12 protein-coding genes are annotated in these 12,544 nt (G+C 42.3%); 4 read left to right on the top strand and 8 right to left on the bottom strand.

The genetic code is table 11. The features are described from left to right. Nucleotides 1-249: 249 nt before the first annotated feature. The 4 genes from OD355_RS11665 to OD355_RS11680 form a co-directional block, all read right to left on the bottom strand. The gene (locus tag OD355_RS11665) at nt 250-798 is read right to left on the bottom strand and encodes an REP-associated tyrosine transposase (protein WP_263038663.1); all 549 of its coding nucleotides are present in this window, start codon (nt 796-798) and stop codon (nt 250-252) included. 807 nt (nt 799-1,605) lie between these two features. Further along, nucleotides 1,606-2,256 carry an endonuclease III gene (nth, locus tag OD355_RS11670; protein WP_263038664.1) on the bottom strand — a complete coding sequence of 217 codons (651 nt, stop codon included), beginning with the start codon at nt 2,254-2,256 and terminating at the stop codon, nt 1,606-1,608. A 38-nt stretch (nt 2,257-2,294) separates the two neighbouring features. Further along, entirely contained in the window at nt 2,295-2,612 is a 318-nt protein-coding gene (locus OD355_RS11675) for an FtsB family cell division protein (RefSeq protein WP_263038674.1), read from the bottom strand. A gap of 35 nt (nt 2,613-2,647) precedes the next feature. Further along, nucleotides 2,648-3,814, bottom strand: coding sequence for an RsmB/NOP family class I SAM-dependent RNA methyltransferase (locus tag OD355_RS11680; RefSeq protein WP_263038665.1), 1,167 nt, complete (start codon nt 3,812-3,814; stop codon nt 2,648-2,650). A gap of 84 nt (nt 3,815-3,898) precedes the next feature. Here OD355_RS11680 and OD355_RS11685 point away from each other — a divergent pair, with 84 nt between their 5' ends. Together OD355_RS11685 and OD355_RS11690 are read left to right on the top strand one after the other, a co-directional pair. After that, complete coding sequence (locus OD355_RS11685) at nt 3,899-4,615, top strand: copper homeostasis protein CutC (protein WP_263038666.1); 717 nt, start codon at nt 3,899-3,901, stop codon at nt 4,613-4,615. A 468-nt stretch (nt 4,616-5,083) separates the two neighbouring features. Further along, nucleotides 5,084-5,815, top strand: coding sequence for an SIMPL domain-containing protein (locus tag OD355_RS11690; RefSeq protein WP_263038667.1), 732 nt, complete (start codon nt 5,084-5,086; stop codon nt 5,813-5,815). Nucleotides 5,816-5,946: 131 nt separating this feature from the next. On the opposite strand, the gene OD355_RS11695 is transcribed toward OD355_RS11690, so the two are convergent. Genes OD355_RS11695 through folK form a run of 3 tightly spaced genes read right to left on the bottom strand, consistent with a single transcriptional unit; the run spans nt 5,947 to nt 8,454 of the window. Next, a complete protein-coding gene (locus OD355_RS11695) occupies nt 5,947-7,227 on the bottom strand; it encodes an MFS transporter (protein WP_263038668.1) in 1,281 nt (426 codons plus the stop codon). A 3-nt stretch (nt 7,228-7,230) separates the two neighbouring features. Then, nucleotides 7,231-7,866: a deoxynucleoside kinase gene (locus OD355_RS11700; protein ID WP_263038669.1), complete on the bottom strand. Its 636-nt coding sequence runs from the start codon at nt 7,864-7,866 to the stop codon at nt 7,231-7,233. A 60-nt stretch (nt 7,867-7,926) separates the two neighbouring features. Beyond that, nucleotides 7,927-8,454 carry a 2-amino-4-hydroxy-6-hydroxymethyldihydropteridine diphosphokinase gene (gene folK, locus OD355_RS11705; protein WP_263038670.1) on the bottom strand — a complete coding sequence of 176 codons (528 nt, stop codon included), beginning with the start codon at nt 8,452-8,454 and terminating at the stop codon, nt 7,927-7,929. Between the two features lie 150 nt (nt 8,455-8,604). Between folK and sppA the strand changes: the two genes are divergently transcribed. Together sppA and OD355_RS11715 are read left to right on the top strand one after the other, a co-directional pair. Beyond that, nucleotides 8,605-10,380, top strand: a complete 1,776-nt coding sequence (gene sppA, locus OD355_RS11710; protein WP_263038671.1) for a signal peptide peptidase SppA — start codon at nt 8,605-8,607, stop codon at nt 10,378-10,380. A gap of 29 nt (nt 10,381-10,409) precedes the next feature. Further along, a complete protein-coding gene (locus OD355_RS11715; RefSeq protein WP_263038672.1) occupies nt 10,410-11,477 on the top strand; it encodes an ABC transporter permease in 1,068 nt (355 codons plus the stop codon). 143 nt (nt 11,478-11,620) lie between these two features. On the opposite strand, the gene OD355_RS11720 is transcribed toward OD355_RS11715, so the two are convergent. Then, a complete protein-coding gene (locus OD355_RS11720; protein ID WP_263038673.1) occupies nt 11,621-12,388 on the bottom strand; it encodes a response regulator transcription factor in 768 nt (255 codons plus the stop codon). Between the last annotated feature and the right edge of the window lie 156 nt (nt 12,389-12,544).

Here is a 12,544-nt window from a genome sequence, read left to right on the forward strand (position 1 = left end):
TTATTAAGCGGCACAAGCGGATGCTTGCGCCTGGGAATAAATACCACCATACGCTTGCGGCTGCGAATGAAAAGTTAATGTGTATTAATGGTTGCAGATATCTCTTTTAACACCGGCGCGAGCGGACGCTTGCGCCTGGGAGAGAAAACTTATCTCCATCTCTTTTAAATACTGGCGCAAGCGTCCGCTTGTGCCTGATTATTTCAATTTGAAAGCTCTTCGGTTTCAAGCAATTGCTTTGCAATCGAATCATTGTATATAACATAAATCTACTAGCCCTTTTCTGTTATGGAAATCGCGTGCACTACTATAGTAATAGTCTTCTGCATGTTCAACAAAACCTTCCTTTACAGGATTTTGATGTATATAATACAACTTTTGATAAAACATTTCATTATCCAATATTTCTAATGGATGGTTGTGCTGCTGCCATAATTGCCATTGATGGTTATTTGTATTTTTCATTCCGGCTCTTTTCATCATCCATATCATCCATTCTTTTCTACTTTCATAGGGATTATCTTTTATTGCTGTTTTTAATTGTGTTGATGTATAAGATTTCATGTCACGAACTATATCAGTCAATTTATTTTTGTTGCTGGCAATTATCATATGGATATGACTAGGCATTATTACCCATCCATATATTTCTAAACCTTTTTGTGCCTGGCAATATTTCCAACTCTCGATTATAATGTCTTTATATTCTTTTCTAATAAATAAATCTATCCAGTAAACTATGGCGTAGGTTATGAAATATAGTTTATCGTTATCTCCGAATTTATATTTTGTGCTCATAATACATAGGTTGTTATACAAAGATAGCAACGTAATGCCCCAACCACAAGTTGAATCTGTAAGCTTGACAGCTTTTAGATGTCTGCAATCTTTGATCCAGCCACAAGCGGCTTCTTGGAATAGACGCTATTTTTCATCTCTATTAAGCACCGGCACAAGCGGACGCTTGCGCCTGGGAAGAGAATCTGTAAGCTTGACAGCTTTTAGATGTCTGCAATCTTTGATCCAGCCACAAGCGGCTTCTTGGAATAGACGTATTTTTCAGCTCTATTAAGTACCGGCACAAGCGGACGCTTGCGCTTGGGATAACGCTTTCGACTAAGAGTAGACTTATCCTATCTTTAATTAAACACCGGTGTGTTAACCAGCAAAATATACCACGCGTTTTTGACTAAGAAAGACTTATTTTAAGCACCGGCACAAGCGGACGCTTGCGCCTGGGATAACGCTTTCGACTAAGAGTAAACTTATCCTATCTTTATTAAACACCGGTGTGTTAACCAGCAAAATATACCATGCGTTTTCGACTAAGAAAGCCTTATTTTAAGCACCGGCACAAGCGGACGCTTGCGCCTGGGATAACGCTTTCGACTAAGAGTAGACTTATCCTATCTTTATTAAACACCGGTGTGTTAACCAGCAAAATATACCACGCGTTTTTGACTAAGAAAGACTTATTTTAAGTACCGGCACAAGCGGACGCTTGCGCCTGGGAGAGAAAACTTATCTCCATCTCTTTTAAATACTGGCGCAAGCGTCCGCTTGTGCCTGATTATTTCAATTTGCAATTTCTATCTATCCACATTTCTATTTAACCTGCTTTAGCTGCTTTTGATAGTATTTACACACAGGCCTCAGCCCACAAATCTCACATTTGGGCTTCCGGGCAATGCAAATATACCTGCCATGTAGTATCAGCCAGTGATGGGCTTTGTGTATAAGCTCCAACGGAAAATTTTTTGTCAGTTGCCGCTCTGCAGCCAATGGCGTTCTGGCATTTACCGTAAGGCCTATTCTGCCTGCAACCCTGAATACGTGCGTGTCTACGGCCATGTTAGGCTGTTTGTCTACAACAGAGGTAATTACGTTAGCTGTCTTTCTGCCAACACCGGGCAAAGTAATGAGTTCCTGCACGGTGAGCGGTACTTTGCCCCCAAAATTTTCCTGTAGCATCCTGGCCATACCGATCAGGTGTTTTGTTTTGCTGTTGGGGTAAGAGATGCTTTTGATCAATGGAAACAGTTCATCAATAGTTGCCTGGCTTAATTCTTTGGGTGTAGGGTATTTGTGGAAAATAGCAGGTGTGGTAAGGTTTACGCGCTTGTCGGTACATTGGGCAGAGAGTATTACTGCTACCAGCAGCTGATATGGATCGTCGTAAATTAGTTCCGTTTCTGCATCGGGAGAATTCTTTTCAAAATATTCTATTACAAAAGCATATCTTTCTTTCTGCGTCATTGCACCAGGCTGTTTTTTCAAAGATAGCAACTAAAGAATTATTTTTTGGCTGTAGAATCTTTTGCAGGCTCTACAATAAAAATATCTTCATCAGCTTTTTTCATAAACAGGTTTTCGCGTGCGTAGGTCTGCAGGTTTGCCGGATTGGCTTCCAGTTCATTCAGTTGCTTTTGCAGTTTGGCAATTTCTTTCTCATAAAAAGCCTGTCCTTCTTTGAGTTCCTTGAGTTGCTTCTGCCTGTCCATTTGCACAAAAACATCGTTCTTGTCGTAGAAAAGCATCAGTACAATAAATACTACCGTAGCAATGAAAAATTTGCTCCTTATAATTCTGAATATGGTGTTGAGGATATGCACTAAGTGCAAAGTAAATTCATTTTTAAATAATAAAATTAAATTTTTCTTTTTTTCAGCAACGCTGCAAACAGGGTATCAGCACGTTGGTGATAGCCGCGAATGCTTTGCTGCTGTATTAACTCCATAAAAGGGAATGCCTGTTGTATAAAACGGACTGCATCTTCATTCTCTTTTATAAAAACAGAGCAGGTACTGTAGAGCAGATAGCTGTCTTCCGCTAAGTGAGGCAGTACATGTTGTACAATGCTTTTTTGCAGGCTGGCATAGACATCAATCTTTTCCCGGTTAAAAAAATATAATTGCTCCGGCGTACGCGCCCAGGTACCTGAGCCTGTACAGGGCACATCGCAAATGATGAGCTCAAATTTACATCCGGGATCTACAGGTTTGGTAAGGTCTGCCTTAAACATTTTTTCTACCGGCACACGCGCTTCTCTTAGTCTTTTTTTTAGGTTGTGAATGATGGAGGGACGAACGTCTGAAACTGTCAGCCTGATGGGTTTCAGCACATCGAATGCAAGGATGGATTTTCCACCGCTTGCAGCGCAACAATCCCACACAGAGCATATATTTTCCTGTTTCAAAGGCAATAAAAGATCCCCGGTTTTTTGCGAGCTGCTATCCTGCACCACCGCATCAGCATTCAGTTTCAGTATCCCGGCAATGTTTACAGCGGATTCCAGTGCAATGGCCCCGCCTTCATGCTCAAAGGGAATGGATGCACGTGTGAGTGCGTCTGTTACTGTTTTACTTCTTCCGGGCCTGATGCGTAAAAATGTTTTGGGTTGTACCAGGAAAGAACGGGCAAAGCTTTCACCGGCAAAACTCATTTCATCTTCAAAGGGGAAGATGTTTTTAGCAGAAAACCCGGGGTATATATTTGCAATAAACTTTATCCTTTCCTCTAAAACCGGAGAATGATTGTCAACAAATTCGTTACTAAAAAGCGATTTCCATTTACCAGGGTCGTTTTCACAAAGATAGAGAGCAGCCAACAGTCTTTCTCTAAAACTCAATGCAGTTAAGGCTTTGCCGGCACGGAAGTAAGTGTAGCAAAGGTGTGTAATTGTTTTCCTGTCTCTTGAACCATGCTTTTTATTTTGCGAAAAATAGTTTTTTAAATAATGTTGCAGAGGCATAGCGCCATCGTAAACGGATAAAATCTTTTCTGCTGTAGCTATATATTTTTCCAACCATTGCATTGCACAAATATAAAGTTTAAGTAAATGTCAGTCGCAGTTTTGTGTTCGTTGGAATCCATAGTACTTTTGAAAAAAATTACAAGTATGATTTTAGAAGTAGCAGTATTTAATATTTCTTCCGCCATACAGGCAGAGCGTGCAGGCGCCGACAGGCTTGAACTTTGTGAAAACCCGATGGAAGGCGGTACTACACCTTCTTACGGTACGCTCAAAACAGTTCGGGAGAAAATCGGCATTCCAGTGTTCCCCATCGTCAGGCCGCGTGGCGGAGATTTTTTATATAATGATGATGAGTTTGAAGTAATAAAAAAAGATGTAAAGCTGTGTAAAGAGCTGGGCTTTCCCGGCCTGGTGCTTGGCCTTCTGAAAGCAGACGGCTCGGTAGATGTGGAGCGTACTAAAGCGCTGGTAGAACTGGCTGCTCCGCTGGAAGTAACGTTTCATCGGGCTTTCGACAGGACAAACGATCCGTTAAAAGCTTTAGAAGATGTGGTAGACACCGGCTGCAAACGCATCCTCACCAGTGGCCAGGTGCCCAATGTAGGCGATGCGACACCATTGATAAAACAACTGATTGAAAAAGCCGCAGGGCGTATTATTATTTTGCAGGGCAGCGGCGTGCGCTCCTCTAATCTTCAAAGGTTGGTAGAGGAAACCGGCGCAACAGAATACCACTCTTCGGCAAGGAAATCAGCAGAAACAAAAATGAAGTTCACAGTAGCTTCCATGAATGAAAATCTTACGGGCACAGAGGTTGACCAGGAAGAAGTAGGACGTATGCGGGCAATTCTGCACGGCTAAGCATATCGCTGCCGTTGTTGTTTATAAGCAATGTGCGCAAATGATGATTTTTATGATATATATTTTGTAGTTTTATGTTTTCAAATTCATAATACACATGAAATAGCCATAAACAAATTTGCATACCAACCGCGAATGAATAAAGGCTATTCCATGTGACCATAAAGAAAAAATAAAAAATATACACATGAAATAACCATAAAAATTAGGAATCTATACCAACCGCGAATGATAATAAAGAATGAAGGTTTTGGTTATTCCGTGTAGCAACCAGAAAAAATTAAATATATACACATGAAATAGCCATAAAGATTAAGAATCTATACCAACCGGGAAACAGAAAAAATTAAATATTAACACATGAAATAGCCATAAAAATTAGGAATCTGTACCAACCGGGAATGATAATAAAGAATGAAGGTTTTGGCTATTCCATGTGGCAACTGAAAAACAAATAAATATACATACATGAAACGGGTTGTCATTGCATTGATCGCTGCCATAGCTGCCATCATTTGTTTCGTGGCTATTGCCAACGCTTACAAATACAAATTCCGTGCACAGGAAAATATTTCAGTTACAGGCTCCGCCGAAATAGATTTTGAAAGCGACCTGGTAGTATGGTCTGCTTCTTATTCGCGCAAGTCTATGAATTTACAAGAGGCCTATGCCGCCCTGAAGCAGGATGAAGGAGCCATAAGAAGGTACCTTGCCGGCAAAGGCATTGCAGCAGCAGAGATTATTTTTTCTTCTATCAACATCAATAAAGAATACAGCTATACCTACGATGCAGAAGGCAACCAGCGGCAAAGTACTTTTAGCGGTTATAATCTTACTCAAAACGTTACGGTAACTTCTAAAGATATCCCGAAAGTAGAAACTATTTCACGTGAGGTGACCGAACTGATCCAAAGCGGCATTGAGCTTAACTCCCAGCCACCTTCCTACTACTACTCCAAACTGTCAGACCTTAAGCTGGATCTCCTGGCCAAAGCTAGTGCCGATGCCAAAAAACGCGCAGAAACCATTGCCGAAAATGCAGGGAAAAATATGGGCAAGCTTAAGAAGGCAACCATGGGTGTGTTTCAGATAGTAGGTAAAAACAGCAATGAAGATTACAGTTATGGCGGGGCTTTCAATATATCAAGCAAAAGCAAAACAGCTACCATAACCGTGAAAGCAGATTATGCTGTAAAATAAATCTCAGCCAAATTCCTTCACAATCAACATAAACAACCAGGGCTTGTTGATGTTGGAAGGCACCCGATTCAACGATTACACAAATACACAACTTAACTTCATCACACCTTCACCACAGCACATCATAATACTTACTCCTGCCCCCTGAACTGGAAATTCTTGAGTTTCGGGTTGTAGAAAAAAGTTGTAATAACCACGCCAAGAGTCAGGCATCCGCCAACAACAATGGCGCGTGAAGTGCCCAGCCAGTTTGCCATCACCCCGCTTTCAAAATCGCCCAGCTCATTGGAGGAGCTGATGAACATGGTGTTTACAGATGCAATTCTGCCGCGCATGTCATCGGGTGTTACCAGTTGAAGAATGGTGCTGCGAATCACTACACTCACAGCATCAAAGATGCCTGAGAGTATCAAAATGAAGAAAGACAAATAAAAGTTGCGCGAGAGCCCGAAAACAATGATAGAAATACCAAAGCCTGCAACGGCAATAAATAGTTTTTTACCGGGGTGTGTTCTCAGCGGGAAGAAAGCGATCATCATCAGGGACAGCAAAGCACCAATGCCGGGCGCGGCACGCAGGAATCCGAAAGCCCGCGCGCCGGAAAAGAAAGCTTCGGTCTGCGGAAAAAATTCTGCCTGCACCGCCGGAAGCAAAGCAACTGCGCCACCGAACAAAACCGAGAACATGTCAAGTAATTGTGCGCCGAGCAACTCGGGAGTTTTTAAAATAAACTTTACACCTTCGCCGATGCTCTGAAGCACAGGCTCACGCGTAGTTTTCATAACAGGCTTTTTAGCGATGCGAAACACAAGCGCCAGCATGATCATTTCAGTAATCAAAACTACTGCCATGCCTGTTTCTATGCCCGAAGCAGCAATTAAAGTGCCGCCGGTCAATGGCCCCGAGACCGTACCTATCTGCCAGGCCATGCTTGACCAGCTTACACCATTGGCATACTGTTGCCTCGGCAGTATCAGCCCTATCAGCGAAAAAGCTGTAGGCCCTAAAAAAGTGCGCAAGATGCCGCCGAGAAAAATAAAGAAATATATCAGGCCGATAACCCAGCTTTTGGGAAGATGTGAGGCTGCATAAGAAGTAGTCAGGTAAAACAGCCCCAACCCGATAACCACATAGCAGCTTACAACGGCAGACAACAGGTTTCTCTTCTCTTTCAAGTCCACCAGGTATCCGGAGAACAGCGAAAAGCAGATCACCGGCACAACTTCAGCCAGCCCGATAAAGCCCAGCGCCAGCTTGCTGCCGCCGGTGATATGATAGATCCAGTAAGCAACAATAGTAAATTGCATGGTTAGTGCAAAGCTTAAGCCAAAGCGTATGAAAATAAAAGTCAGGTATTCCTTGTTGCGCAATACCGGGTTCTTTTGCAGGAATGATTGTGTGCGGAACATCATAGTTTATTCAGGCAGTGCCAGGTAGTGTTTGCCAATGTCATACTCTTTTTCCAAAGCCTCCAGGATGGTCTGCACATGGCTTTCGTTCGATAAAAAATCAGCATTGGAAGCATCTACAAAAAGTATTTTCATGTTGTGCTGCTGCATATAGCTCAGGTATGTTTCCTGGATTTGTAAAAGATATTCATCCGGTATTTTTTGTTCGTAGGCGCGGTCGCGCTTTTTAATGTTTGCCTGCAACACATGCACGGGTGCATGCAGGTATATGAGTATATCCGGGAAGATCAGCTGCTGGTGAATGATGTCGAAAATACGCTGGTATAATTTGTACTCTTCCTCCTGCAAGGTCACTTTGGAAAACAGCAGGCATTTTACAAACAAATAGTCCGACACGGTAATGCTCTGAAAGAGGTCAGGGCCGGAGAGCATTTCCTTTAATTGCCTGAAACGCTCCGCCATAAAGAACAGTTCCAGCGGAAAAGCATATTGCTCCGGTTGTTTGTAAAATTTCGGCAGGAACGGGTTGTCTTCAAATCCTTCCAGCACCAGGCGCGCATTCAGCCGTTCTGAAAGGATCTTTGCCAGCGTGGTTTTACCCGCGCCGATATTGCCTTCTATGGTTATAAATCTGTAATTCATTTCCGGACAGCGAAAGTACAATTTTGCAGGCAATTATGGCTGTATTGCAAAGACTCCTTTCTACTCGAAGTTGATATCCACAGATGGTGGCTGTTGCAAAAGATTGCCGGTTGTTTTGTTTACCTGTGATGTGTCGCTGCTTTCTTCAAGCAGTTCACGGATAGTTTTTTTCAATACCGGGTGCATTATTTCAGCCGCGATCTCATTCAGGGGCATCAGCACGAAATTTCTTTGTTGCATAAACGGGTGCGGAACGCTCAGGTTATCCTGCCGGATTATTTCATCATTAAACAACAAGATATCAATATCAATGGAGCGGGCGCCCATTTTCTGTTCGCGTACACGCCCCATTTTCAGTTCTATGGATAAGGCTTTTTTCAATACTTCTTCAGCTTTGAGTTGTGTAGTTACCAGCAGCGCCATGTTTAAAAATTCAGGTTGTTGTTTCAGGCCCCAGGGCTCTGTGGCATAAATACCAGAAACCTTTTCGATCCTGCCGATTTCATCGCCGATAAACCCGATGGCATTCAGCAGGTTTTGTGTTTTATTGCCTATGTTGCTGCCTATGGATAAGAATACAATATTCATGATGCATCAAATGTAATTTTATATTAATAATTTTTTTATAATGCCACCTGTTATTTTTATTTATTGCATATTTGCAATAACATTTACAAAACCGGGATATTATAGTATAATTGCTATGATCCTAAGAAAAAGAAACTAAAACATTAACCGATGAATAATTTTTTCAAGGTATTTTTTGCCAGTTTGTTAGCGTTGATTGTGTTTTCATTTATTTCATTCTTTGTAATGATTATTATGATGGCTGCATTCAGTTCAATGGCTACCAACAGCGATAAAAAGATCAGCGCCAACAGCGTGCTGATGCTTGACCTGAACAACCCGATTGCAGAACAATCTAAAGAAGATTTTAATTTCGGTACAAATTTTTCAACAACAAAAACCAGCGGCTTGTATGATGTGGTACGCATGATAGCACACGCTAAAACCGATGACCGCATCAAAGGTATTTACATCAAGGCTGAAAATAATGCAAACGGCTTTGCTACCAGCCGGGAATTGCGGGAAGCGATCAGCGATTTCAAAAGCAGTAAAAAGTTTGTAATAGCTTACGCGCCTACCATTACTCAAAAGGCTTACTACATAGCATCGGCAGCAGATAAAATATACACCCACCCGGAAGGCGGGCTCGACTGGCGCGGACTTTCCACGCAGGTAATGTTCTTCAAGGGAACACTCGACAAGCTGGAAGTAGAGCCGCAGATATTTTTTGCCGGTAAATACAAAAGCGCTACCGAACCTTTTCGTGTAACCAAAATGACGGAGCCTAACCGTGTGCAGACAGCAGCCTGGCTCAATGATCTCTACGATGTAATGCTGCAGGATATTGCCAAAACCACCAAAATAGATACGGCCACCTTACGCAGCCTCGCAGATAATTTCAGCATACAAACTGCTGAAGATGCATTGAAGCATAAAATGGTGCACGGTTTGAAATACAGCGATGAAATTCAGACAGAGCTGCGCAGATTGTTGGGCAAAAAAGAAACGGATGACCTGAGCTTAGTGTCTGTTGAGAAATATTCTAAAGACAAATCGTATAAAAAAGCGCCGGCTAATGCAGACAAAAAAATTGCACTGGTATATGCCGAAGGCCAGATCATGCAAACCGGCGATACCAAAAGTATGATCACCAGCGAAGAGTATATAAAGCAGTTAAGAAAAGTGCGGCTGGATGATAAAATTGATGCAGTTGTTTTCAGGGTAAATTCCCCAGGCGGCAGCGCACTGGCCAGTGATGAAATATGGCGCGAGGTAGAATTGATAAAAAAGAAAAAGCCGGTAGTAGTGAGCATGGGCGATGTGGCAGCCTCCGGCGGTTACTACATTTCCTGCGGAGCTAACCGGATTTTTGCAGACCCTAATACCATTACAGGTTCCATTGGCGTATTTGCCATGACCGGGAATGCGGAAAACTTCTTTAAAAATAAACTGGGCATCACCTTCGATACGGTGAAAACAAGCCGCTATGCGGATTTCGGCAACTTTACACGTGCTATGAATGATACGGAAAAAAGATATTTCCAGTCGTTTGTAGATACTATTTATCATACTTTCAAATCGCGTGTAGCCCAGGGCAGAAGTAAATCCATAGATATGGTTGACAGCCTTGCGCAAGGTCGCGTGTGGTCTGGGCTTGATGCCAAATCTATCGGGCTGGTAGACGAAGTAGGTTCTTTAAAAGATGCCATCAACTATACCGCCGAATTATTAAAAACAAGCAAATACGAGCTGAAAGAATATCCGAAAGAAAAAAGTTTTCTGTCGCAATTTGCAAGCATGTTTGAAGATAATGACGACCTGCAGACAAGATGGATCAGTAAAACATTCGGCGCGGAAAACGCCGCCATATTTAAAAATATTTATTCATTCAGGCAAATGATGCATTCGCCGCAAGCGCTGATGCCTTATACTTTTGATATCAGGTAAGGCTTCAGGCGTGAACCCGGAAAACTAACATGGCTTATAACCAATTCAGAGCAATGCTGGCTATTGCAAAGGGCTCGTTCAAAGCTATTTTGCGAAGCCCGGCCACAGTGGCTTTCAGTCTTGGCTTCCCGTTTATTTTCATTATCGGATTTGGCTTTATCAATAAAGACAAAGGCATAGCCATTCCTGTGGGGTACTCTGCGGCAGATACGGCCAATGAAGCTTTTCGTGTATTGAAAAACATTCCCGGGCTGGAGCTCCTGATTAAAGATTCTGCTGTGCTGCGTGAAGACCTGCAAAGAAACCGCATCACGGCTATTGTGCAGGCAAAACCGGACGGCACCGTGCAGGTGGCGGCACCGGAGTTTGCTAATGCTTCAGACATCAGCGTGCTGCACACCTTGTTGCAACACGCTTTTAATAAAGAGGCTGCCCGGGAAAATGCTGCAAACATAGTTAGCAATGATACGGCTGTTATCCGCGGCAGGCAATCTAAATTAATTGACTTCCTGCTGCCCGGCATGCTTGGCTTCGCATTGCTGGGCACCGGTATTTTCAGTGTGGCTTTCCTGTTTTTTAATTTACGCCAGGAGCTGGTATTGAAACGTTTTTTTGCAACCCCCATTACCAAAACAAATATACTCTTAGGCGAAACACTGAGCCAGGCTGTGTTTCAGCTACTCTCCGCCGCGTTGATCATCCTTGCGGGCGTATGGCTTTACGGTTTTACACTGCATAACGGATTTTGGAGTTTTCTGCAGATCATGGTGGTATGTTTTATTACGTTGATCGTTTTTATGGGTTTTGGTTTTGTAGTAAGCGGCCTCTCAAAGACGTCGGGGTCGGTACCTGCGCTGGCTAATATTTTCGCTATTCCACAATTTCTGTTGTCGGGTACATTTTACCCGGTAGAAAAGTTTCCAGAATGGCTGCATCCATTTTGTCAAATGCTGCCTTTAACGCACTTCAACGAAGCTGTGCGCAGTATCGCATTTGACGGCGCATCTTTGTGGGATTGCCGGCTAAATATGGGCATGCTGGCTCTTTGGGGCCTCATCATATTTTTTGTAGCCTCGCGTGTATTCCGTTGGGAATAATTTAATAGAAAATATTAATGGTATAAAGAGCTTACGGCATCGTCAAAAAAAACATTTGATACTATTGTATCTTTCGCAGATTTGCGATGAAATTTTTTAGTAACATCTTTAAAGAAGGTTTTGCATAGATATTTTTTGATAAGCTATGATTCTCTTGGCAATGAGTTAAAATATTCTATAGGAGATACTTTAAAATATTTCTGGAAATTGCGGCTGAAAAGACTTTGTGATGTGTAACCCACCATCTTCGAAATCTCGTAGAATGTAAATTCATTCTCTGCGATTAATCCGGCGGCTTTTTTCAAGCGCGTAATATCAATTAGTTCTTTTGGAGACAGAGAAGACAGCGATTTGACCTTGCGATATAATGTGCTTCGACTCATGAACATGTGATCGGCGAGCATATCTATATCGATATTTGGGTTTTTAATATTTTCCTTAATGTACTCATCCAGTTTTTTCAGAAAGGCTTCATCCGTTTTTGAATGCGCCATTACCCTTACATCCTCAAAAGGAGAGCTGGCGAAATGATCTTTTATTTTTCTGCGGTTTTTAAGCAGGTTTGCAATTTGCACCTGTAGCAATTCTGATGAGAATGGCTTTTGTATATAAGCGTCTGCACCGACTTCCAATCCTTCAATGCGAGCTTTATAGGTGTTTTTAGAGGTTAATAATATAATAGGAATATGGCAGTATTCAACAGTGGATTTAATGAGTGCGCACAGCTCAAATCCGTCAATGCCCGGCATCATAATGTCTGATACGATCAGGTGAATAACCTCCTTATCTAAAATCGCCTGGGCAATTTCTCCGTTAACTGCAAGGTATAGTTTGTAGGAATCTCCTAAAACCACAGATAAGAAATCCAGGATATCTTCGTTATCGTCAATAATAAGAATACTTTCAGTCATACTATCTTGTCTTTTTCCAACTGCTTAATTGAAATTCAAACCTTTGATGTATAGGCAGTTGCAGTTCAAAAATAATTAAATCCGATTCTCCGGAGATCAATTGCAAAGACCCGTGGTGGAGTTCTGCGAGCGATCTGGCAAGAGAAAGGCCGATAC

It is taken from the genome of Haoranjiania flava (genome assembly GCF_025631005.1).
GTDB classification, from domain to species: Bacteria; Bacteroidota; Bacteroidia; order Chitinophagales; family Chitinophagaceae; genus Haoranjiania; species Haoranjiania flava.